Raw genomic sequence first — 21573 nt, forward strand, 5'->3', positions numbered from 1 at the left:
CGTGTTCCGTCACACGAAGCTGCTGCAGTTCGAAGCCAAGCCCGAAAAGCCCGACCCCGTCTACGCCCGCAAACTCCAAGAACTCATCGGCGGCGCCTTCGGCGAAATGACCGTCACCATGCAATACCTCTTCCAAGGCTGGAACTGCCGCATCGAAGGCAAGTACAAAGACCTCATCATGGACACCGCGACCGAAGAAATCGGCCACGTCGAAATGCTCGCCACCATGGTCGCCCGCCTCCTCGAAGGCGCCCCCGCCACCGTCACCGCCGACGCCGTCAAAGACCCCGTCATGGCCGCCATGATCGGCGGCATGGACGTCCAGCAAGCCATCGTCGCCGGCGGCGGCGCCCTGCCCGCCGACAGCAACGGCACCCCCTGGAACGGCAAATACATCGTCGCCTCCGGCAACCTCCTCGCCGACTTCCGCGCCAACGCCGCCGCCGAAGCCCAAGGCCGCCTCCAAACCGCCCGCCTCTACAACATGACCGACGACCCCGGCGTCAAAGCCATGCTCCAGTTCAACCTCGCCCGCGACACCGTCCACCAGAAACAATGGCTCGCCGCCATCGAAGAACTCCAAGCCGACGGCCTCGAAGGCGACATCGCCCCCGGCGCCCTCCTCGACGAAGAAGACCAGACCCACAACCACACCATCTGGCACCTGTCCGACGGACCCGACGGCGCCAAGGGCGCCAGCTGGACCACCGGCGCCGGCATCGAATACCTGATGGACCCCCAGCCCCTCGGCGGCCCCGGCACCGCACCTAAGCCCGACCCGGCCCTGTACGGGACCTACGCCCCGCTTCAGGACGCGAAGGGCACCGCCAAGGGCAAGGCCAAGGCCGTCAAGAACAAGCTCACCTGACGCCGATCCGGGGCCGCCGCGCGGCGGCCCCGGGCCCGGTGGTGCGTCCGGGTGAGGAGGCGCGCGTCACGGATTCGAAAGACGCCGGCCGGGTATCCGGTCGGTGTTCATTCGTGCTCCCGTGGAGGCCCTGTGCAGCCTTGGCCCGGTTCCCCCTACCCGCTCGGCGCCGACTACGACGGCGTCGGCACCAACTTCGCGCTCTTCTCCGAGGTCGCCGAGCGCGTCGACCTCTGCCTGTTCGCCCCGGACGGAACCGAGACCCGGATCCGGCTGCCGGAGGTCGACGGCTTCGTCCACCACGGTTACCTGACCGGGATCGGACCCGGCCAGGAGTACGGCTTCCGGGTCCACGGGCCGTACGACCCCGCCCAGGGGTTGCGGTGCAACCCCGCCAAGCTGCTGCTCGACCCGTACGCCAAGGCCGTCACCGGCCGGGTGGACTGGGACGAGTCCGTGTTCAGCTACCGCTTCGGCCGGCCCGAGGAGCGCAACGACGACGACTCGGCGGCGCACACGGTCCGCGCGGTCGTCGTCAACCCGTACTTCGACTGGGCCAACGACCGGCCGCCGAGCGTGCCGTACAACGAGACGGTCGTCTACGAGGCGCACGTCCGTGGGCTGACCAAGCTCCACCCGGACATCCCGGAGGAGCTGCGGGGCACCTACTCCGGGCTGGCCCACCCGGTGATGATCGACTACCTCAAGACCCTCGGCGTCACGGCCGTCGAGCTGATGCCGGTGCACCAGTTCCTGCACGACCACGCCCTCACCGAGCGCGGCCTGGCCAACTACTGGGGCTACAACACCATCGCCTTCTTCGCACCGCACAACGAGTACGCCGCCTCGATCATGTCCGCAACGCCGGGCAGCGAGGTGCACGAGTTCAAGGCGATGGTGCGGACCCTGCACGAGGCGGGCATCGAGGTCATCCTCGACGTCGTCTACAACCACACGGCCGAGGGCAACCACCTCGGGCCGACGCTGTCCATGCGCGGAATCGACAACCAGGCCTACTACCGGCTGGTCGAGGACGACCCGCAGTACTACATGGACTACACGGGCACCGGCAACTCGCTGAACGTGCGGCAGCCGCACACGCTGCAGCTCATCATGGACTCGCTGCGGTACTGGGTCACCGAGATGCACGTCGACGGCTTCCGCTTCGACCTCGCCGCCACCCTGGCCCGCGAGTTCTACGACGTCGACCGGCTGGCCACCTTCTTCGACCTGGTCCAGCAGGACCCGGTGGTGAGCCAGGTGAAGCTGATCGCCGAGCCGTGGGACGTCGGCCCCGGCGGGTACCAGGTCGGCAACTTCCCGCCGCTGTGGACCGAGTGGAACGGCGCCTACCGCGACACCGTCCGCGACTTCTGGCGCGGCGAACCGGCGACGCTGGGCGAGTTCGCCTCCCGCATCACCGGCTCGTCGGACCTCTACCAGAACGACGGCCGCCGCCCGTTCGCGTCGATCAACTTCGTCACCGCGCACGACGGCTTCACGCTGAACGACCTCGTCTCGTACAACGACAAGCACAACGAGGCCAACGGCGAGGACGGCCGCGACGGCGCCGACGACAACCGGTCGTGGAACTGCGGCGCGGAGGGCCCGACCGAGGACGAGAAGGTCCTGGACCTGCGGGCCCGGCAGCGCCGCAACATGATCGCCACGCTGCTGTTGTCCCAGGGCGTGCCGATGCTGCTGCACGGCGACGAGTTCGGCCGCACCCAGCAGGGCAACAACAACGCCTACTGCCAGGACAACGAGCTGTCGTGGGTGGACTGGTCGCAGCTGGAGGGCAACCGCGAGCTGTTCGAGTTCACCTCGGCGGTGGTCGACCTGCGCCACCAGCACCCGGTGTTCCGCCGCCGCCGGTTCTTCGCCGGCCGCCCGATCCGCCGCGGCGACGAACTGCGCGACATCGCGTGGTTCACCCCGGCCGGCGAGGAGATGACGGACCAGGACTGGGAGGCCGGCTTCGGCCGCAGCATCATGGTCTTCCTCAACGGCACGGCGATCCCGGACCTGGACGCCCGCGGCGAACGCGTCCTGGACGACTCGTTCCTGCTCTGCTTCAACGCCCACGACGACGACATCACGATGACGGTCCCGGACGGCGAATACGGCGCGGAGTGGGCGATCGTCCTCGACTCGGCGACGGGCGGGGTGTTCCACCGCTCGGTCGGCGGCGTGCTGGTCGGCGGCGTGGCCGGCGACCAGCTGGCCACCCCGCGCACGGTCGAGGGCGCCGGCACGGTGGTGGTCCCCGGCCGCGCCCTCACGGTGCTGATGCGCACGAAGGAGCAGGACGGGTAAGCCCGGGCACGCGGGGTAGCCGGAGCCCGGCGGCGGGCACCCCGGCTACCGCCGCGTGAACGGAGGCACCATGGGCAAGGCGACACACCATCTGGAAGTCCACGCACCGGCGCAGGCCTGCTACGACTGGTGGCGCCCCCTGACCCGGCTGCCGGAGATCTTCTCCGACGTCGAATCGGTCGAGGCCCTCACCGAAGACGGTTCGCGCACGCGCTGGAAGGTGGCGGGCCCGGCCGGCACGACGGTCGAGTGGGAAGCGACGATCACCGAGGACGCCCCGCCCCACCGCCTGGCGTGGACGACGGTCGCGGACTCCGAGGTCACCCAGTCGGGCGCGGTCCGGTTCGAGGACAAGGGCGGCAACCGGACCGAGCTGGAGATTTCGATCGAGTATCACCTGCCCGCCGGCAAGCTCGGCGAAGCGGTGGCGTCCGTGGTCGCGGACCCGCAGCGCAAGGTGGAGCGGGCCGGCACCGAGTTCAAGCGGGTCATCGAGACCCGGTGACAACCCGGGGACGTCGGCGGCTGTGACAGCCGCCGACGTCCCCGGTGTCCGATACCGACGCGGACCAGGTCAGCCGAGACCCTGGCCCCGGGCCGCCTGCGGCCCGGGGGTGCTGCGGCCGGCACGGGCGGTCAGCAGGCCGAGGGCGATCATGCCGACGCCCAGGCCGAGGTGCAGCCAGTTGTCCGCGGTGTTCACGGGCACGAAGTTGGCGTCGCTGCCGTGGTCGATGAGCAGGCCGTACAGCCACAGCACCAGGTAGACGACCCCGCCGGCGATCAGGTACAGCCGGGCACCGCGCGCGGTGCGGGCGGCGGCGAGGCCGACGACGCCGAAGAGCAGGTGGACGATGTTGTGCAGGACCGAAACCATGAACACGCCGAGCAGCATGGCCATCGAGTTGTGGCCGGCGAAGCTCAGCTGGTCGTAGTCCGTCGTGATGCCCGGGACGAACCCGAGCACGCCGACCAGCAGGAAGACGACCGCAACGACCGCGGCGGCGACCTGCACGGGTGATTTCGTGCCGGTGTGGGTGGCGGTGGACATGGGACTTCCTTTCGCAGGCGGCGCCCGCCCGGAGGGAGGGCGCTAGGCCCGGCGGCTACCCGGCAGTACGGCGGCTAACCACCCGGCTGGTTGCGGTACGGCCTCACCCAGGCGCCGCCGCAGTTCCCGCAGCAACCCGGGGTCGGCCCGGACGGCGGTTTCGAGGTCCACCTCGGCCGGGAGGCCGAGCGGCAGCAGGGTGTCGAGGAGCACCCCGGCCGCCCCGAGCACCCGGCCGGCGGATTCGCACAGCCACGGCGTCAGCACGACGTCGAAGGCGCCGGCGGGCCCGCCGCGGCAGCAGAACTCCACCCGGTACCGCCGGCCGCCGACCGGCCGCACCTGCCAGACCGTGCTCGACGCGCTGAAGGTCATGCCTCCCGGTACCCCGGGCGCCCGCGGGCAAACGACCGGTGCCTCCCCGATGTCCCATACCCGGACGGCTGATCACCCGTCCGCGTGTGTATCCGCGCGCGGGCGGGGGTACGCGCGGGAGAACCCCGTTCCCGGCAGCACCAGGTGGGAGTCCGATGACCGACACGGTGGCACGCCCGGCCCCGATCCCCCACCGGCCGGTGTGGCGGGGCAAGCGCGGCGCGACGATCCTCAAGACGATCCGCACCACCGACCACAAGACGATCGGCGTGCTCTACCTGACGACGTCGTTCGGCTTCTTCCTGATCGGCGGCCTGACGGCGCTGCTGATGCGCGGCGAGCTGGCCCGGCCCGGCCTGCAGTTCCTGTCGCCGGAGCAGTACAACCAGCTGTTCACCATGCACGGCACGATCATGCTGCTGCTCTACGCGACGCCGAACCTGTTCGGCTTCGCCAACTTCGTCCTGCCGCTGCAGATCGGCTCACCGGACGTGGCTTTCCCCCGGCTCAACGCGTTCTCCTACTGGCTCTACCTGTTCGGCGGGACGGTCGTCCTCTCGGCCTACGCCACGCCCGGTGGCCCGCCCGACTTCGGCTGGACCGCCTACACACCGCTGTCCAACGCCGTCCACAGTCCCGGCGTCGGCGGCGACCTGTGGATCGCCGGGCTGATCGTCACCGGCCTCGGCACCATCCTCGGCGCGGTCAACATGATCACCACCATCGTGTGCCTGCGCTGTCCCGGCATGCTCATGTGGCGGATGCCGATCTTCACCTGGAACATCCTGTTCACGTCGATCCTGATCCTGCTGGCGTTCCCGATCCTGACCGCGGCCCTGTTCGGCCTGCTGGCCGACCGGCACCTCGGCGCGCACGTGTTCGACCCGGAGAACGGCGGGGCGATCCTGTGGCAGCACCTGTTCTGGTTCTTCGGCCACCCCGAGGTGTACGTGGTCGCGTTGCCGTACTTCGGGATCGTCACCGAGATCATCCCGGTGTTCAGCCGGAAACCGCTGTTCGGCTACAAGCTGATGGTGTTCGCGACCATCGGCATCACCGCGCTGTCGGCGGCGGTCTGGGCCCACCACATGTTCGCCACCGGGGCCGTGCTGCTGCCGTTCTTCTCGATCATGACGTTCTTCATCGCGGTGCCGACCGGGATCAAGTTCTTCAACTGGATCGGCACGATGTGGAAGGGCTCGATCACCTTCGAGTCGCCGATGCTGTGGTCGGTCGGCTTCCTCGTCACCTTCCTGCTCGGGGGGCTGACCGGGATCATCCTCGCCTCGCCACCACTGGACTTCCACATCCACGACACCTACTTCGTCGTCGCCCACTTCCACTACGTGCTGTTCGGCACGATCGTCTTCGCGACGTTCGCCGGCATCTACTTCTGGTTCCCCAAGATCACCGGCCGGATGCTCGACGAGGGGCTGGCGAAGTGGCACTTCTGGACGACGTTCATCGGCTTCCACACGACGTTCCTCATCCAGCACTGGCTTGGCGACGCGGGCATGCCGCGCCGCTACGCCGACTACCTGTCGAGCGACGGCTTCACCTGGATGCACATGGTGTCCACGGTCGGCGCGTTCCTTCTCGGCCTGTCGGTGCTGCCGTTCATCTGGAACGTCTTCAAGAGCTACCGCTACGGGGAACCCATCACCGTGGACGACCCGTGGGGCTTCGGCAACTCGCTTGAGTGGGCGACGACCAGCCCGCCGCCGCGGCACAACTTCCTCGAACTGCCCCGCATCCGCTCGGAACGCCCGGCGTTCGAGCTGCACTACCCGCAGATGGTGGAACGGATGCGCGCCGAAGGCCACGTCAGCCGCGGCCACCCGCGTGGCAAGCCGTCGGGGGCCGAGGTGCTGGCCGCCGCCACCCAGCCCGGCGAGCAGGGCGAGAGCGAGGATCCGCGGGGCCGCTGACGCGGAGAAGCCGCCGGTCCCCCGCGGGGCCGGCGGCTTCCGGGTGCCACCGGGGTCAGAGGATCGGTGTCCCGCCCGTCACGGCCACCCGCGCCCCGGAGACGTAGCTGCCGTCGTCGGAGGCGAGCAGCACGTACACCGGCGCCAGCTCGGCCGGCTGGCCGGCGCGGCCCAGCGGCACCTGCTCACCGAAGGACTTCACCGCCTCCTCCGGCATGGTCGACGGGATCAGCGGCGTCCAGATCGGCCCCGGCGCGACGCTGTTCGCCCGGATCCCCTTCGGCCCCAGCAGCTGTGCCAGCGCCGCGGTCATGTTCGCGACGCCCGCCTTCGTCACGTCGTAGGGCAGCAGCTGCGGGGTCGGGTTGTCGGAGTTCACCGACGAGCTGCCGATGATCGACGCGCCCGGCTTCATGTGCGGCACCGCCGCCTTGGCGAGGTGGAAGAACGCGCTCAGATTGGTGGCGATCGTGTGGTCCCACTCCTCGTCCGGGATCTCTTCGAGGGACTCGTGGGTCATCTGGAAGGCGGCGTTGTTGACCAGGACGTCGATCCGGCCGAACTCCTCGACCGTCCGCGCGACGAGCGCCCGGCAGTGCGCCGGGTCGGCGACGTCCCCCGGCACGACGACGGCCTTGCGCCCGGCCTCTTCCACCCAGCGCCGCGTCTCTTCGGCGTCCTCGTGCTCGTTCAGGTAGGAGATCAGCACGTCGGCGCCTTCGCGCGCGTAGGCGATCGCGACCGCGCGGCCGATCCCGCTGTCCGCCCCGGTGATGAGCGCCGCCTTGCCGGTCAGCTTGCCGGAGCCGCGGTAGGTGTGTTCGCCGTGGTCGGGCCGCGGCGTCATGGCGGCGGTCGTCCCGGGCGGGGTCTGCTGCTGCGGGGGCTGCTGGGACACGGTGGCTCCTCGGATACGGGAATGGATCTCCGTCCCCGTGTTCCCGCCCGGCCGCGAATCAGTCCGTCATCTTGATGATGACTTCCCACTTGTCATCGTTCAGATGACCTGCTAGAAAAGAGGGGCGTGTTGACACCCACCGTCGAAACCAGGAGGAGGAACCGATGTTGATGCGCACCGACCCGTTCCGTGAGCTGGACCGCTTCACCCAGCAGGTCTTCGGCACCGCCGGCACCTGGTCCAAGCCGGCCGCGATGCCGATGGACGCCTACCGCGCCGGCGACGAGTTCGTGGTCTGCTTCGACCTGCCCGGCGTCGCCCCGGACGCCATCGAGCTCGACATCGAGCGCAACGTCCTGACGGTCAAGGCCGAGCGCCGCCCCCTCCCGGGTGGCGACGACGTGCAGATGCAGGTCTCCGAACGCCCCCTCGGCGTCTTCTCGCGCCAGCTGTTCCTCGGCGACACCCTCGACACCGACCACATCAAGGCCGGCTACGAGGCGGGTGTCCTGACGCTGCGCATCCCGGTCGCCGAGAAGGCCAAGCCGCGGCGCATCGAGATCGCCGGCAGCCAGTCCGACCGCCGGGAGATCCAAGCCTGACGGAGAGCGTGACCGGGCGGTCCACGCAGTCGAGAAGGGCCGCCCGGCGCACGCACCCTGGGCCGCCGCTCGGGCCTACCGCATCCCGTCCGCCCGGCGCACCGTCAGCGCCCCTTCCCCGGTCCCGGACAACGGCGTCGAGCCGAACCAGTCCAGGCACACCACCATCGCGTCGTCCTCGGCCTGGCTCCCGTGCCGGCGGGTCGACAGCTCCCGCAGCATCGCGCCCGGCACGTGCGCCGCCGGCAGCTCGGCCGTCGCCGTCACCGCCTCCGCCAGCTCGCGGTCGCCGTAGAGCTCGCCGTGCGGGCCCAACGCGTTGTACACGCCGTCGCTGACGAAGACGAACCGGTCGCCGTCGGCCGCCTGGAAGCTCTCGACCGTGTAGATCGTGCCGTCGAACGTGCCCAGCGGGAGCTGCTCGTCGAACAGGACCCGCTCGGCCTTGCCGTCGCGCAGCCGCCAGAGCCGCGGTGAGCCGGCGTCGACCACGGACACCGCGCCGGTGGCGAGGTCGAACTCCAGCAGCAGCGCGGCCACGTGCTCGGCGCCGCGGTAGTGCGCGTACAGCGCCTGGTCGGCGAGCTCCGCCTGCGCGTCCAGGGGCACCCCGGCGCGACGGGCGTTGCGCAGCGCGTTGATGGCCAGATTCGTCAGCAGGGCGGCCTCGCTGCCCTCCCCCATGCCGTTGATCAGCGTGACGGCGAGTTTCTGCGCCGACGCCGACCAGTCGAAGCAGTCGCCGTAGATGGCGTAGGCGGGCTCGAGCTGGCCGCCGAGCGCGAATTCGGCGCGGGTGCAGGCGCGCCCGGGCAGCAGCTGCCACTGCATCTCCGCCGCCAGCGTCAGCCGCGACGACCGCCGGGCCTGGATGTAGAGGTCGGTGTCCCGGTCGGCGACGAACAGCTCGTGGGCCACCGCTTCGGCGAACCGCTGCAGCTCGGCCCACACCTGCGGTTCGGGCTCCCGCGGCAGCAGCACGGCCAGCACGCCCAGCCGGTCGCCGCGGACGCTGACCGGCAGGTAGCCGGTGACGCGGTCGCCGTCGCGGGTGAACGCGGCCGCCTGCGCGACGAACGCCGCGCCCGGGATGGTTCCCTCGACCGGGATCGGCTCCGCCGTGTAGGGCTGGTCGCCCACCTGGCACAGTTCCGTGAGGGCGTAGTCGGCCATCAGCAGCTCGACCGACTCGGCGCCGAAGTGCTCGCCGAGTCCCGAACGCAGCGCCCCGGGCAGGTCGTGCGGCGGTACGTCACGGAGAAGCCGCTCCACCGCCAGGGATCTGTCCAACGCCTGCCTCCTGCTCACGGGTCCGCGCGCACCGGCGCCGGGGGTCGATCCTTCTCGAGTCTGCGCCGCTCCGGCGTGCCGGTCTACGGCGAGTCGCGTGAGCTGTGCTGCCGGTTCAGCATAGGGATGCCAGAGTGGACGCCGTGGATCGATCCCGCGAGCAGGCCGCCCCGGACGGGACGGCTGCCGTGTCGAGCCTCGCACAGCTGTTCGAGGCGGTGGTCGAGGGCGAGCGGGACGTGTCGCCGCGCCCGCTGTCGGTTTCGCAGCTGCGCGCGGTCGTCGCGCTGGACCGCCACGACGGCGTCAACCTGCGGGAACTCGCCGAACAGCTCGGTTCGACGCCGCCGCTGGTGAGCCGGCTGTGCGACCGGCTGGAGGCGGTCGGCTTCCTCGAACGGCTGCCCAGCGCGCGCAGCCGGCGGGAGCTGACGCTGCGGCTGTCCGACCGCGGGCGCGCCTACCTGCAGGAACTGCGGGCGCGGCGCCGGGACCGCGTCGAGCTGCTGCTGGCGAAGATGAGCCCCGCGGGCCGCACCGCGCTGGCCGCCGGGCTGGCGGAGTACCAGGCGCTGGCGGCGGCGTCCGGGGAGCCCCCGGATTTGCATCGCTGACATAACTGTTGTTATATGACAATACTTAGGTCGGCGTACAGCAGAGCGCGCCCCGAACACCGGAGGAGTGTCGGTGCTGGGCACGGACGACAGCCAGGTCCGCAACGTGTTGGCGCGTGTGCTGGAGGAAGACCGGACGGCGCTGGCCCACGACTGGGCCGGCCCGGATGCGGGTGACGGCGCGCGCGAACTGCGCCGCGAAGCCGCCGAACTGCTGGAAGCGCTGCGCCGCGCGCTCGGCGGCACCCTCCCGGTGTCGCGGATCGTCGAGCAGGACCCGGCGGTGCGCGACGCCCTGACGTCGCTCTCGGAACGCCGGGCCCGCGCGGGCGCCCAGCCGTCGGCCACCGCCATGGCGATCCTCGCGCTCAAGCGCACCATGCTGGGCGCGATCGAGCGCCACGCCGACGACTCCGCGCTGCGCTACCGGGCCGCACTGCTGGTCAACGAGCTGCTCGACAGCGCGGGCGTGCTGACCTTCGAGGTCTACTCGGCCGGCCGGGAACGGATCATCCGCGAGCAGCACAACCAGATGCTGGAGCTGTCCACGCCCGTCGTGCGGTTGTGGCGGCACGTCCTCGCGGTGCCCCTGATCGGTACGCTCGACAGCGCCCGCACCCAGGTCGTGATGAACAACCTCCTGGAGTCCATCCAGGCCAACGAGGCGCGGGTGGCGATCATCGACATCACCGGCGTCCCGACCGTCGACACCGCGGTCGCGCACCACCTCCTGCAGACCGTCAGCGCCGTCCGGCTGATGGGCGCGGAGTGCGTGATCAGCGGCATCCGCCCGTCGATCGCCCAGACCATCACGCAGCTGGGCATCGACCTCTCGCACATCGTCACCCGCGGCTCGCTGGCCGACGCGCTGGCGACCGCGATGCAGCTGCTCGGCGACAGCGGCCGCCCGGGCCCGGTGACCGGGTGAGCGCCGGCCTGCCGATCCTGCGGCTGGGGGACATCCTGCTCGGCGGGCTGCTGAGCGACCTCGACGACAAGACGGCCCTCGCCTTCACCGACGAGCTGACCACGCGGATCGCGAACGAGGGCATCCGCGGCGTCATCGTCGACATCTCCCGGCTGGAGATCGTCGACTCGTTCGTCGCCCGCGTCCTCATGCAGCTGGCCGCCACCGGGCAGCTGCTCGGCACGCGGATGATCGTGGCCGGGATGCGCCCGGCCGTCGCGCTGACCCTGACCGAGCTCGGGCTCCAGCTCACCGGCGTCCGGACCGCCCTCAACGCGGAACAGGCGATGGAGCTGCTGGGCTGGCGCCGTCCCGAGGCCGCCGAAGAGGCGCCTCATGCGTCCTGACGAGCGGACCACCCCGTCCGGCGAGCACCCCGTCCGCGTCGAGGAGGACCTCCTGGTGGCCCGCCACGCCGTCCGGGCGGCCGCGGTCGCCGCCGGGTTCTCGATCGTCGACCAGACGAAGATCGTCACCGCGGCCAGCGAGCTCGTCCGCAACGCCTACATCCACGGCGGGGGCGGAACGATGACCGTCGAGGCGGTGCGGGAGCCGGGCGGGCGGACCGGGCTCCGGCTGCGGGTGCGCGACGAGGGCCCCGGCATCGCCGACGTCGAGCAGGCGATGACCGACGGCTTCAGCACCGGCGCGGGGCTCGGGCACGGCCTCGGCGGCACCCGCCGCCTGGTCGACGAGTTCGACCTCGACACCGAGCCCGGGCGCGGCACCACCGTCACGGTCGTGCGCTGGAAGCCATGACCGCCACCGTCACCACCCTCACGCACCAGATCCGCGTGGACCACCCCAGTGCCGGGTACGCCGCCGCCCGCGTCGCGCGCGCAACCGCGCAGGACGCCGGGCTGCCGGACGTGCTGACCGACCGCGCCGCGGTGGTGGCCGCCGAGCTGGCCGGCAACATCGACAAGCACACCCGCGGCGGCTCGGTGTTCGTGCAGCGGTCGCTGACCGGGCGCGGCGTCGACGTGCTGGCCGCCGACGACGGCCCCGGCATGACCGACCTCGACCACTGGCTGCTCGACGGCAACACGACCACCGCCACCCTCGGCGCCGGGCTCGGCGCGGTGAAGCGGATGGCGACCGAGTTCCGGATCACCTCCTCCCCCGCGGACGGCACGCTCGCCGCCGCCCGCCTGCTCGACCCGGCCTCGCCACCGCTGCGCGGCGCCACCGGGCACTTCCGCCTGGCGCGCGACGGCGAGGAGTACTGCGGGGACGCCGTCGCGCTGGCCGAGGTCACCGGCAGCCGGACCGCCGTCGTCGCCGACGGGCTCGGCCACGGACCCGACGCCGCCGAAGCCGCCGAAGCCGCGCTGCGCGTGTTCACCGAGAACCCGGACCGCCCGCTGCCGCACCAGCTCACGAACATGCACCGGGCGCTGCGCGCGACCCGCGGCGCCGCGATCGCGCTGGTGCGGATCGCGCCGGGCCGGCTCGAGTTCTGCGGTGTCGGCAACGTCGGCGGCGCGACCATCGGCGCCGGCCCGGCGAGGTTGCTGCTCAGCACCCCCGGCGTCGTCGGGTTCACCTTGCCGGCGGCTCCGGTGCGGCACCTGGCGCTGGCCGAAGACGACGTCGTGGTGCTGCACACCGACGGCGTCGGCTCCGGCTGGCGCGTCCCCGGCCGGACCCCCGACCTGCTGCTGCTCGCCGCGGACCTCGCCCACCGGCACCGGAACCCGCGCGACGACGCGGCCATGCTCGCCCTGCGCGCGGACCGGTCCGCCTGATGCGCCCCGACCTGGCCCGGATCCGGCGGCGGCTGCGCACCGCGTGCACCCAAGCCGGCGTGCCCGCCGACGACCGGGGCCGGCTGGTGCTCGCCGTCACCCTGCTCGCCGAACCCGCGCTGACCGCCGGCGAGACCGTCGACGTGGCGACGGCGGCTTCGGACCGCCGGCTGGCCGTGACCGTGCGGCTGGAGCACGCCGTGAGCCAGGGCAGCCGCGACGCGCTGCCCCTGCTGCCCGAGCGCGGCGACGGCGACACCCTCACCTGGCACCTCACCGGCGGCCGCTCCACGGCTCCGGCCGACCCCGACGACGACCGGGCGACCCGCGAGGAGATGCTCGCGCTGGTCGCCCGCGCCGACACGCTGTCCCAAGAGCAGCGCGACCTCAAGCACGAGCTCGCGGAGACCAACAGCGGCGTGCTGGCGATGTACGTCGAGCTCGAGCAGCGGGACGAACAGCTCCGCCGCGCGCACGCGGCCATCTTCCGCGAGCTGGAGGACGCGCTGCGCCCCCGGCCGCCCGCGGTACCGGGTCTGGAGCTGGGCGTCCACTACTCCCCGACCGACCAGGACTCCCCGGCCGGCGGCGACCTGTACGACTGGTTCGTCCTGCCGGACGGGCAGGTCCACGTGACGCTGGTGGACGCGGTCGGCCACGGCGTCACCTCGACCCGGCACGCCCTCACCGTCACCCACGCGATCCGCACCCTCGCCCTCCAGGGCCACCCGTTCCCGGACCTGATCGCGCACGCGTCCCACACCCTCTCCGCGATCGAGCCGGGCCTGATGGCCACGGTCCTGCTCGCCCGCATCGATCCCCTGACCGGCCGGACCCGCTTCGCGAACGGTGGTCACCCGGAGCCGGTGCTGGTCACCGCGACGGGCGCCGCCCGGCTGCTGCCGGCCCCGCTCCCCGGCCGCGGCGTCGGCTTCCCCGACCCGGGCAGCCGCGAGCTCGTCGACGTGGTCCTGGCGCCCGGCGACTCGGTGCTGCTGTACACCGACGGCCTGGTCGAAAGCCGCAAGGACATCGACGAAGGCCAGTCCCGCCTGCTCGCCCTGGCGGCCGCCCACCGCGCCCACCCGGCGGCGGACCTGCCCCGCGAGCTGGTGGCCCGGATGCACGACGTCGTCCTGCACGCCGACGACACGGTGGTCCTGGCCCTCCGCCGGACGGCCGCGGCGTAGGACCTCCGTCGCCGGGTATCCCCCGTCCGATGCACACCACGACCACCGCCGGCGGCGTGCGAGCGCTGTCCGCCGGCCCCGAACGCCCGGACCGGCCGCCGGTCGTCCTGCTGCCGGGCCTGGGCGCCCCGGGCTACCTCGTCGACACGCTGCACGGGTGCGCCGCGGCCACCCGCAGCCACCTGCTCGACGTCCCGGGCTTCGGCGCGCCGGGGCCGCTCGCGTGCGAGCCGGAGATCGAGGCGATCGCGGACACCGTCGCCGGGTGGCTCGACCGGCCGTCCGTCCTCTTCGGACACTCGACGGCCGCGCAGGTCGCCATCGCCGTCGCGGTGCGGCGCCCGGACCTCGTCCGGTCGCTCGTGCTGGCCGGCCCGACGTTCCCGCCCGAGCTGCGCACCTTCGGCCGCCTGGCCGCGGCGTTCCTGGCCGACGTCGTCCACGAATCGCCGTCGGCGCTGCCGGGCACGGTCCCGCACTACCTGCGCGCCGGGCCGCGGCGCCTGCTCCGGATGATCCGCTCGGCGCAGCGCGACGAACCGGAACTCCGCACGGCCCGGCTGCGGTGTCCCGTCCTGGTCGTGCGCGGCCGCCGCGACACTCTCAGCCCGGAACCCTGGGCGCGGTCCCTCGCCGCCGCGGCGGGCGGCGAGTTCGTCACCGTTCCCGGCCCGCACACGTTCCCGGCGCGCGCCGGCGGGACGACGTCCGCGTTGATCACGGGGTTCGCCGGGGGTTAGCCGTGGTCCGCCCGGGTATGCCGACGACCCGTCGGATTCCCCGGAAGGAGGCACCGTGCGCGCAATGGTGTACCGCGGGCCGTACAAGATCCGTGTCGAAGAGAAGGACGTCCCCGCGATCGAACACCCCGGTGACGCGATCGTCCGGGTCACGCTGGCCGCGATCTGCGGTTCGGACCTGCACCTCTACCACGGCATGATGCCGGACACGCGCGTCGGCACGACGTTCGGGCACGAGTTCATCGGTGTCGTCGAAGAAGTCGGGTCCGGCGTGCGGAACCTCAAGCGCGGCGACCGGGTCATGGTGCCCTTCAACGTCTTCTGCGGCACGTGCTGGTTCTGCGCGCGGGGGCTGTACTCCAACTGCCACAACGTGAACCCGAACGCCACCGCCGTCGGCGGCATCTACGGCTACTCCCACACCTGCGGCGGCTACGACGGCGGGCAGGCCGAGTTCGTGCGCGTGCCGTTCGCCGACGTCGGGCCGGCGATCATCCCGGACTGGCTGGACGACGAAGACGCCGTCCTGCTCACCGACGCGCTCGCCACCGGCTACTTCGGCGCCCAGCTCGGCGAGATCGTCGAAGGGGACGTCGTCGTGGTGTTCGGCGCCGGGCCGGTGGGCCTGTTCGCGGCGAAGTCGGCGTGGCTGATGGGCGCCGGCCGGGTCATCGTCATCGACCACCTCGAAGACCGCCTGGAAAAGGCGCGCACCTTCGCCCACGCCGAGACGTACAACTTCACCGAGTACGACGACATCGTCGTGCACCTGAAGAAGCTGACCGACCACCTCGGCGCCGACGTCGCGATCGACGCCGTGGGCGCGGAGGCCGACGGCAACCTCACCCAGCACCTCACCGCGGCCAAGCTGAAGCTGCAGGGTGGCTCGCCGGTCGCGCTCAACTGGTGCATCGACGGCGTGCGCAAGGGCGGCACGGTCTCGGTGATGGGCGCCTACGGCCCGATGTTCAGCGCCGTCAAGTTCGGCGACGCCCTCAACAAGGGCCTCACCCTGCGGATGAACCAGTGTCCGGTGAAACGGCAGTGGCCGCGGCTGTTCGAGCACGTCCGCAACGGCTACCTCAAGCCGAGCGACATCGTCACCCACCGCATCCCCCTGGAGCACATCGCCGAGGGCTACCACATCTTTTCCGCCAAGCTGGACGGCTGCATCAAGCCGCTCATCGTCCCGGATGCCGGCTGACCAAGGAGCGATCATGACCTACACGTCGGAACGGCCGCCGATCGCCGAATCGAGGGACAGCCTGCGGGCCCGGATCCCGGGCTGGGGGGTGGACCTCGACCCGAAGGACCGGCCGTCGGTGCCGAAGCTGCAGTGGCAGGACGACCGGAGCGGCGCCCACTGGGAGTTCCCCGAACGGCAGCCCGAGAAGCAGCCGCGGGAACGCTCGATCGAGCACGCGTTCCTGACCCCGGTCTTCGGGACTTCGTGCCCGCCGCAGGGCGTTTCCGGTGCGTTACGCCGGTTCTCCTACCGGAAGTACAGCGAAGGCCGGGCCGCGCACTGGCTGCTCCTGCTGGCCGCGGACCGGGTGGACGCCTGGGAGAGCCACCTGCGCTCGTTCGCCACGCTCCGCCCGGACAACCCGGTCACCGAGACCGGTGTGCTGAGCGAGTTCACCCGGCACGGGCTTTCCTCGCGGGTGGGCCGGAAGCGCGCGGACGTCAAGCACCACCTGCTGGACCCGGTCATCGTCGCGGGTCCCTGGGTGCTCGCGGCCGGGCTGGCGTACTCGGCGGTCCGGAAGGTGCTGCGGTGGCGGCGCTGAGGATCCGGCGCGGGCTCGCGGCGGTGACCGCCGGGCTTGTCGTCCTGACCGGCGCGGCGTGCGCCCCGGCCCATCCCCGGCGGGCGAGCCCGCCGGGGACCGCGCACGGCGTCGCCGTCGACGGCAAGCTCACCGCGAGCGACCTGCGGGTTTCCGGGGCCGGCCCCGGGTGAGCCGGGCGCCTACTGAGGCCCGTTGGTCAGCGAAAGGTTGAACGTGTAGCGGGACGCGCGGTAGACGTGCCAGCCGTACTCGACCACGCGACCGGCGTCGTCGTAGGTCGTGCGCTGCATCGTGAGCAGCGCCGCTCCGGGCTCCTCGTGGAGCAGCTCCGCGTCCTCCTCGGTCGCGAGCCGGGCGCCGATGTGCTGCTCGGCCGCGTGCAGCCGCACCCCCGCCGAGCGCAGGAGCTGGTAGAGGCCGCGCTCGCGGAGGTCGTCGTCGCCCGGGGCGAGCACGTCGTCGGGCAGGTAGTTGTTCATCAGGGCCAGCGGCTCGCCGTCGGCCGACCGGAGCCGCTTCAGCCGCCGCACGCGCGTCAGCCCGGGTGCTTCCAGCAGCCCGGCCGCCTCGGCGCCGGCGTCTTCGACGCGGTTGACCAGCACCGCCGACTCCGGCCTGCTACCCAGCCCGGCGAGGTCGTCGAACAGGCTGCTCAGCCGCAGCGGCCGGGCCACTTTCGTGCGGACGACCTGCGTGCCGACCCCGCGCCGCCGGACCAGCAGGCCCTGGTTGACCAGCAGCTGGATCGCCTGCCGGATCGTCGGGCGCGACAGCCGCAGGCTCGCCGCCAGGTCCACCTCGTTGCCCAGCCGGGTGCCCGCCGGCAGCCGGCCGTCCTCGATCGCGGCGTGCAGCTGCCGGGACACCTGGGAGTACAGCGGTTCCGGATTGCCCGGGTCCAGGACGATTTCGCGGCCCGGATCCCAGGATCCGAAGGCGACGTCCACCTTGCTCATCCCCGGAGCCTACCGTCGTCCCGGCCAGGTAGCAATGACCTGTTGTCCATATGTCTTGACAAAGACGGCGGCCACTGGAATCGTCGGAGGCGGATCGACCCGAAGGCCGGGTACTACGCGAACGGGGAGGGGAACCGTGACCGACATGCTGCGGCGCATCGTCGCCCGGCGCGTGCACGAGCCGGAGGCGATCGCCGAGGCGGCCGCGAACCGGGTGCGGGCGAAGTCGCCCTTCAACGACAAGGGCCGCACGATGATCATCGCGGCCGACCACCCCGCCCGCGGCGCCACCGCGGTGGGCGGCAATCCCTCGGCGATGGCCGACCGCGGCGAGCTGCTCGAACGGCTGTGCCTCGCGCTGGAACGGCCGGGGGTGACCGGCGTCCTGGCGACCGCGGACGTCCTCGACGACCTGCTGCTGCTCGGCGTGCTGGACGGCAAGACGGTGCTCGGGTCGATGAACCGCACCGGGCTGGTCGGGTCGAGCTTCGAGATCGACGACCGCTTCGCCGGCCACGACGCGGAAGCGATCGAGCGGCTGCGGTTCGACGGCGGCAAGATGCTGACCAGGATCTGCCTGGAGGACCCCGCCACCCCGGGCGTCCTGGAGAACACCGCGAAGGCGGTCAACGCACTGGCCGGCCGCAAGCTGATCGCGCTGGTCGAGCCGTTCCTGTCCACGTGGGCCGGCGGGCGCCTCACGAACGATCTCTCCCCCGACGCCGTGATCCGGTCGATCACGATCGCCGCCGGCCTCGGCCACTCCTCGGCCTACACCTGGCTGAAGCTGCCGGTGGTCGACGAGATGGCGCGCGTCCTGGCGTCCTCGACGCTGCCCGCGGTCCTGCTCGGCGGCGAGGTGAAGGACGCGGACGCCGCCTTCGCGGCCTGGCAGCGGGCGCTGGCCCTGCCGACCGTGCAGGGCCTGGTGGTCGGCCGGTCCCTGCTCTACCCGCACGACGGGGACGTCGCCAAGGCCGTCGACACCGCGGTGGGGCTGCTGTGAACCCGCACCGGGCGGCCGACCCTGCGCCGCCACCGCTACCCGGAGGAGCACCCGTGAACACCATCGAGCACTGGATCGACGGCACCGCCACCCCGGCGGGTTCGACCCGCACGGCCCCGGTCTTCGACCCGGCCACCGGCCGGCCGCAGGCCGCGGTCCTGCTGGCCGAGCGGTCCGATGTGGACACCGCGGTCGCGGCCGCGAACAAGGCTTTCGAGTCGTGGGGCGACTCGTCCCTGTCCCAGCGCACGAAGGTGCTGTTCGCCGTCCGCGAGCTGCTGGTGCGGCACGAGGACGAGCTGGCCCGGATCATCTCGGCCGAGCACGGCAAGGTGATCGAGGACGCCCGCGGCGAGATCGTCCGCGGCCGCGAGGTCGTCGAGTACGCGTGCGGCATCGCCGACGCGCTCAAGGGCAGCTTCTCCGACCAGGTCTCCCGGGACGTCGACGTGCACGACTTCCGGCAGCCCCTGGGCGTGGTCGCCGGGATCACGCCGTTCAACTTCCCGATCATGGTGCCGCTCTGGATGCACCCGATCGCCATCGCGACCGGCAACACGTTCGTCCTCAAGCCGAGCGAGCGCGACCCGTCGGCGTCGAACTTCGTCGCCCGGCTCTACGCCGAGGCCGGCTTGCCCGACGGCGTCTTCAACGTCGTGCACGGGGACAAGGTGGCGGTCGACGCCCTGCTGGACCACCCGGACGTCGCGGCGGTGTCGTTCGTCGGCTCGACCCCGATCGCCAGGTACGTACACGAACGCGGCACCGCCACCGGCAAGCGCGTCCAGGCCCTCGGCGGCGCGAAGAACCACGCGGTCGTGCTGCCCGACGCCGACCTCGAGTACGCCGCCGACCACCTCACCGCCGCCGCGTTCGGCTCGGCCGGCCAGCGCTGCATGGCGATCTCGGTCGGCGTGGCCGTCGGGGCGGCCGGCGACAGGCTGGTCGAAATCCTCGAGCGCAAGACCCGCGAAGTGCACGTCGGCCCCGGCACCGACCCGGCCAGCGACATGGGGCCGGTCGTCACCGAGGCCGCCCGCGAGCGCGTGGAAAACTCCATCGCCCGCGGCGCGGACCAGGGCGCGACGGTCGTGGTCGACGGCCGCGGCCTGAAGGTAGAAGGCCACGAGGAAGGCTTCTTCGTCGGTCCGTCCCTCCTGGACCACGTCACCCCGGAGATGGACGCCTACCGCGAGGAGATCTTCGGCCCGGTCCTGTCGATCGTCCGCACCGAAACGATCGACGAGGCGATCGCGGTCATCAACGCCAACCCCTACGGCAACGGCACGGCGATCTTCACCAGCAGCGGCGAGGCGGCCCGCAGGTTCCAGCGCGAGGTCAAGGTCGGCATGATCGGCGTCAACGTACCGATCCCGGTCCCGATGTCGTACTACTCCTTCGGCGGCTGGAAGGACTCCCTCATCGGCGACAGCCCCATCCACGGACCGGCGGGCGTCCGCTTCTACACCCGGGCAAAGGTGGTCACCACCCGCTGGCCCCACACCACCACGTCGGCGGCGGCGTTCACCTTCCCCACCTCCAGCTGACTCGCCAGCTCGGTGCGGCTGCCGCCCCGGTTCGCCGACCGGTTCCCGGTGCAGCCCGAACCGGCGGCTGCTGCCCCGCATCCCCCTTTCGACCGTCCAAGGACGGGTTCCGTGGCCAACTCGGTGTTCTTCGAGGAACTGAAGAGCACCGGCAACGCCGAACTCGAACTTGGACCGCAAAACCGCCGAGCGCCGCGTCCTCGCGACGGTCGAGGTGGCCGCATCCGGCACCCGGCGCGAAGAACTGCTCCACCCCGCGCGAACTCGCGGCCATGCGGGAAGTCCGGCAGGCGTTGCCGGGGCCGAACGCGATCGAGTACCTGCTGGGCCAGCTCCGCAAGGCCGGCTCCCACGCCGAGTTCGCCGGCCGGGCCACGGGCGCCACCCAGCCCTCCCCGCAACCGGAACACCTTCCTCCGGTTTCCGGTACGGTGGACGCAGACCACCGAAGGAGACCGCCCATGGGGTACCGAGGCCCGCTCCCGAAGAACACCGTCGACCGCGTCAACACCTGCGTCGGCGCGCTCCGGACGTCACCGCGCTGGGGACGCCTGGTCCGCCGGCACCTGACCCAGGTCACCTACACGGGCCGCCGGTCGGGCCGCACGTTCAGCACCCCCGTCGGCTACCGGCGGACGGGCGACGTCGTCACGATCGGCGTCCGCCTCCCCGACGCGAAGTCGTGGTGGCGCAACTTCACCGGCGAAGGAGCCCCGCTCACCCTCGAACTCGACGACACGGACCGCACCGGCCACGCCGTCGCCCACCGCGACGCGAAGGGCCGGGTCACCGTGACCGTCCACCTGGGCGAGCAAGCCTGAAGACCGCCGAGAAATGAGCCAACCTGGGCGAGTCCGGCATGACTGATCGCCGCCCGCACCGCAGGCGGCTCGAACCCCGAGGTGCGGACGATCGCGCGGCAGCGGCAGCGGCAGCGGCAGCGGCAGCGGCAGCGGCAGCGGCCGGCCCGAGCTGCCTCCACCAGAAACCGCACGCCCCGGCCGGGCTACGCGGCCATCCCGTGCCAGAGCAGGTCGGCGAGGCTCGCCGCGTCGTGCCGCCAGTCGCCGTTCGGGTCCAGCCACAGCAAGCCGCCCAGGCCGCGCATCACCAGCACCGGGTCCAGGCCCGGGCGGACCGTCCCGGCCGCCACGTTGGCTTCGAGCATCTTCGCCACCGCGCCGAGCATGTCCTCGAAGGCGTCGACCGGCAGCTCGCCGCGGAACGCCGTCGCGGTCCGCAGCGCGTCGGCCAAGCCCTTCTTCGTCATCATGTAATGCGCGAGGTGGTCGGTCACCCACATCCGGAACGCCTCGTCCGGCGGGTGCTTCCCGAGCAGCACCGGCACGACGTCCACGATCTGCCGGACCTCGCGCCGGTAGACCGCCAGGATCAGCGCCTCCGGGTTCGCGAAGTGCCGGTAAACCGTGCCGACGCCGACCTCGGCCTGCTTGGCGATCGCGTTGAACGACACCTCGCCCGTCTCGGCCAGCGAGGCCGCCGCCGCGACGAGGATGCGCTCGTGGTTGCGCCGGGTGTCCGCGCGGCGGGGACTGACCGATCCCGTCGTCATCGTCCCTCCCGGTCGTCGTGGGCGTCCCGCTGAATCTAGCCGAGACCTGGAGCAACTCCAGCGAAGCCGGTTCGTTGCGAAGCGGATTGTAATCCGCTAGCCTCGCGACCG

The 21573-nt window shown here is 71.9% G+C and carries 24 protein-coding genes; 18 read left to right on the forward strand and 6 right to left on the reverse strand.

Annotated elements, in window-relative coordinates; all coding sequences use genetic code 11:
• The first annotated feature begins 1 nt into the window (after position 1).
• The 3 genes from C2L59_RS08275 (at position 2) to C2L59_RS08285 (ending at position 3689) form a co-directional block, all read left to right on the forward strand.
• Positions 2-868 (forward strand): manganese catalase family protein, encoded by an 867-nt coding sequence (locus C2L59_RS08275; protein ID WP_103348917.1) that lies wholly within the window; start codon positions 2-4, stop codon positions 866-868.
• 132 nt (positions 869-1000) lie between these two features.
• Complete coding sequence (gene glgX / locus C2L59_RS08280) at positions 1001-3184, forward strand: glycogen debranching protein GlgX (protein ID WP_103348918.1); 2184 nt, start codon at positions 1001-1003, stop codon at positions 3182-3184.
• 70 nt (positions 3185-3254) lie between these two features.
• Positions 3255-3689: an SRPBCC family protein gene (locus C2L59_RS08285; RefSeq protein ID WP_103348919.1), complete on the forward strand. Its 435-nt coding sequence runs from the start codon at positions 3255-3257 to the stop codon at positions 3687-3689.
• 69 nt (positions 3690-3758) lie between these two features.
• Here C2L59_RS08285 and C2L59_RS08290 read toward each other — a convergent pair whose 3' ends face one another.
• Both C2L59_RS08290 and C2L59_RS08295 read right to left on the reverse strand, forming a co-directional pair.
• On the reverse strand, positions 3759-4235 hold the full coding sequence (locus C2L59_RS08290; RefSeq protein WP_103348920.1) for a DUF4383 domain-containing protein: 477 nt from the start codon (positions 4233-4235) through the stop codon (positions 3759-3761).
• A gap of 42 nt (positions 4236-4277) precedes the next feature.
• Complete coding sequence (locus C2L59_RS08295) at positions 4278-4610, reverse strand: hypothetical protein (RefSeq protein ID WP_103348921.1); 333 nt, start codon at positions 4608-4610, stop codon at positions 4278-4280.
• A gap of 155 nt (positions 4611-4765) precedes the next feature.
• Between C2L59_RS08295 and ctaD the strand changes: the two genes are divergently transcribed.
• Complete coding sequence (gene ctaD, locus C2L59_RS08300; RefSeq protein WP_103348922.1) at positions 4766-6538, forward strand: cytochrome c oxidase subunit I; 1773 nt, start codon at positions 4766-4768, stop codon at positions 6536-6538.
• A gap of 55 nt (positions 6539-6593) precedes the next feature.
• On the opposite strand, the gene C2L59_RS08305 is transcribed toward ctaD, so the two are convergent.
• Positions 6594-7436, reverse strand: a complete 843-nt coding sequence (locus C2L59_RS08305; protein WP_103348923.1) for an SDR family oxidoreductase — start codon at positions 7434-7436, stop codon at positions 6594-6596.
• 164 nt (positions 7437-7600) lie between these two features.
• Here C2L59_RS08305 and C2L59_RS08310 point away from each other — a divergent pair, with 164 nt between their 5' ends.
• On the forward strand, positions 7601-8038 hold the full coding sequence (locus tag C2L59_RS08310) for an Hsp20/alpha crystallin family protein (protein ID WP_103348924.1): 438 nt from the start codon (positions 7601-7603) through the stop codon (positions 8036-8038).
• 75 nt (positions 8039-8113) lie between these two features.
• On the opposite strand, the gene C2L59_RS08315 is transcribed toward C2L59_RS08310, so the two are convergent.
• Positions 8114-9328, reverse strand: a complete 1215-nt coding sequence (locus C2L59_RS08315) for a PP2C family protein-serine/threonine phosphatase (RefSeq protein ID WP_103348925.1) — start codon at positions 9326-9328, stop codon at positions 8114-8116.
• A gap of 188 nt (positions 9329-9516) precedes the next feature.
• On the opposite strand from C2L59_RS08315, the gene C2L59_RS08320 reads away from it, so the two are divergent.
• From C2L59_RS08320 to C2L59_RS08365, 10 genes are all read left to right on the forward strand, one after another.
• A complete protein-coding gene (locus C2L59_RS08320) occupies positions 9517-9942 on the forward strand; it encodes a MarR family transcriptional regulator (RefSeq protein ID WP_103348950.1) in 426 nt (141 codons plus the stop codon).
• A gap of 73 nt (positions 9943-10015) precedes the next feature.
• Entirely contained in the window at positions 10016-10870 is an 855-nt protein-coding gene (locus tag C2L59_RS08325) for an STAS domain-containing protein (RefSeq protein WP_103348951.1), read from the forward strand.
• Positions 10867-11256, forward strand: coding sequence for an STAS domain-containing protein (locus C2L59_RS08330; protein ID WP_103348926.1), 390 nt, complete (start codon positions 10867-10869; stop codon positions 11254-11256). Before C2L59_RS08325 ends, C2L59_RS08330 begins: the two co-directional genes overlap by 4 nt.
• Complete coding sequence (locus tag C2L59_RS08335; RefSeq protein WP_103348927.1) at positions 11246-11668, forward strand: anti-sigma regulatory factor; 423 nt, start codon at positions 11246-11248, stop codon at positions 11666-11668. The genes C2L59_RS08330 and C2L59_RS08335 overlap by 11 nt, the downstream gene beginning before the upstream one ends.
• Positions 11665-12657 (forward strand): ATP-binding protein, encoded by a 993-nt coding sequence (locus C2L59_RS08340; protein ID WP_103348928.1) that lies wholly within the window; start codon positions 11665-11667, stop codon positions 12655-12657. The genes C2L59_RS08335 and C2L59_RS08340 overlap by 4 nt, the downstream gene beginning before the upstream one ends.
• Positions 12657-13847: a PP2C family protein-serine/threonine phosphatase gene (locus C2L59_RS08345; RefSeq protein ID WP_103348929.1), complete on the forward strand. Its 1191-nt coding sequence runs from the start codon at positions 12657-12659 to the stop codon at positions 13845-13847. The genes C2L59_RS08340 and C2L59_RS08345 overlap by 1 nt, the downstream gene beginning before the upstream one ends.
• A 29-nt stretch (positions 13848-13876) precedes the next feature.
• Positions 13877-14587 (forward strand): alpha/beta fold hydrolase, encoded by a 711-nt coding sequence (locus tag C2L59_RS08350; protein ID WP_103348930.1) that lies wholly within the window; start codon positions 13877-13879, stop codon positions 14585-14587.
• Positions 14588-14651: 64 nt separating this feature from the next.
• The gene (locus C2L59_RS08355; RefSeq protein WP_233223346.1) at positions 14652-15791 is read left to right on the forward strand and encodes a zinc-dependent alcohol dehydrogenase; all 1140 of its coding nucleotides are present in this window, start codon (positions 14652-14654) and stop codon (positions 15789-15791) included.
• Between the two features lie 13 nt (positions 15792-15804).
• A complete protein-coding gene (locus C2L59_RS08360) occupies positions 15805-16377 on the forward strand; it encodes a hypothetical protein (protein ID WP_103348932.1) in 573 nt (190 codons plus the stop codon).
• A complete protein-coding gene (locus C2L59_RS08365; RefSeq protein WP_103348933.1) occupies positions 16365-16550 on the forward strand; it encodes a hypothetical protein in 186 nt (61 codons plus the stop codon). Before C2L59_RS08360 ends, C2L59_RS08365 begins: the two co-directional genes overlap by 13 nt.
• Positions 16551-16559: 9 nt before the next feature.
• Here C2L59_RS08365 and C2L59_RS08370 read toward each other — a convergent pair whose 3' ends face one another.
• Positions 16560-17336 (reverse strand): GntR family transcriptional regulator, encoded by a 777-nt coding sequence (locus C2L59_RS08370; protein WP_103348934.1) that lies wholly within the window; start codon positions 17334-17336, stop codon positions 16560-16562.
• 136 nt (positions 17337-17472) lie between these two features.
• On the opposite strand from C2L59_RS08370, the gene C2L59_RS08375 reads away from it, so the two are divergent.
• From C2L59_RS08375 to C2L59_RS08390, 3 genes are all read left to right on the forward strand, one after another.
• Positions 17473-18342 carry an aldolase gene (locus tag C2L59_RS08375; protein WP_103348935.1) on the forward strand — a complete coding sequence of 290 codons (870 nt, stop codon included), beginning with the start codon at positions 17473-17475 and terminating at the stop codon, positions 18340-18342.
• Positions 18343-18395: 53 nt separating this feature from the next.
• Positions 18396-19889, forward strand: coding sequence for a CoA-acylating methylmalonate-semialdehyde dehydrogenase (locus tag C2L59_RS08380; RefSeq protein WP_103348936.1), 1494 nt, complete (start codon positions 18396-18398; stop codon positions 19887-19889).
• Positions 19890-20350: 461 nt separating this feature from the next.
• Complete coding sequence (locus tag C2L59_RS08390; protein ID WP_103348952.1) at positions 20351-20710, forward strand: hypothetical protein; 360 nt, start codon at positions 20351-20353, stop codon at positions 20708-20710.
• A gap of 185 nt (positions 20711-20895) precedes the next feature.
• On the opposite strand, the gene C2L59_RS08395 is transcribed toward C2L59_RS08390, so the two are convergent.
• The gene (locus tag C2L59_RS08395; protein ID WP_103348937.1) at positions 20896-21462 is read right to left on the reverse strand and encodes a TetR/AcrR family transcriptional regulator; all 567 of its coding nucleotides are present in this window, start codon (positions 21460-21462) and stop codon (positions 20896-20898) included.
• Positions 21463-21573: the final 111 nt, after the last annotated feature.

This window comes from Amycolatopsis sp. CA-128772, assembly GCF_002904295.1.
In the GTDB taxonomy this organism is placed as follows: Bacteria; Actinomycetota; Actinomycetes; order Mycobacteriales; family Pseudonocardiaceae; genus Amycolatopsis.

Coding starts and splice junctions, on each gene's coding strand:
- C2L59_RS08335 (WP_103348927.1), top strand. CDS start 11,246: ATGCGTCCTGACGAGCGGACCACCCCGTCCGGCGAGCACCCCGTCCGC.
- C2L59_RS08395 (WP_103348937.1), bottom strand. CDS start 21,462: ATGACGACGGGATCGGTCAGTCCCCGCCGCGCGGACACCCGGCGCAAC.
- C2L59_RS08390 (WP_103348952.1), top strand. CDS start 20,351: ATGGGGTACCGAGGCCCGCTCCCGAAGAACACCGTCGACCGCGTCAAC.
- ctaD (WP_103348922.1), top strand. CDS start 4,766: ATGACCGACACGGTGGCACGCCCGGCCCCGATCCCCCACCGGCCGGTG.
- C2L59_RS08345 (WP_103348929.1), top strand. CDS start 12,657: ATGCGCCCCGACCTGGCCCGGATCCGGCGGCGGCTGCGCACCGCGTGC.
- C2L59_RS08285 (WP_103348919.1), top strand. CDS start 3,255: ATGGGCAAGGCGACACACCATCTGGAAGTCCACGCACCGGCGCAGGCC.
- C2L59_RS08340 (WP_103348928.1), top strand. CDS start 11,665: ATGACCGCCACCGTCACCACCCTCACGCACCAGATCCGCGTGGACCAC.
- C2L59_RS08370 (WP_103348934.1), bottom strand. CDS start 17,336: ATGAGCAAGGTGGACGTCGCCTTCGGATCCTGGGATCCGGGCCGCGAA.
- C2L59_RS08290 (WP_103348920.1), bottom strand. CDS start 4,235: ATGTCCACCGCCACCCACACCGGCACGAAATCACCCGTGCAGGTCGCC.
- C2L59_RS08350 (WP_103348930.1), top strand. CDS start 13,877: ATGCACACCACGACCACCGCCGGCGGCGTGCGAGCGCTGTCCGCCGGC.
- C2L59_RS08355 (WP_233223346.1), top strand. CDS start 14,652: ATGGTGTACCGCGGGCCGTACAAGATCCGTGTCGAAGAGAAGGACGTC.
- C2L59_RS08310 (WP_103348924.1), top strand. CDS start 7,601: ATGTTGATGCGCACCGACCCGTTCCGTGAGCTGGACCGCTTCACCCAG.
- C2L59_RS08295 (WP_103348921.1), bottom strand. CDS start 4,610: ATGACCTTCAGCGCGTCGAGCACGGTCTGGCAGGTGCGGCCGGTCGGC.
- C2L59_RS08360 (WP_103348932.1), top strand. CDS start 15,805: ATGACCTACACGTCGGAACGGCCGCCGATCGCCGAATCGAGGGACAGC.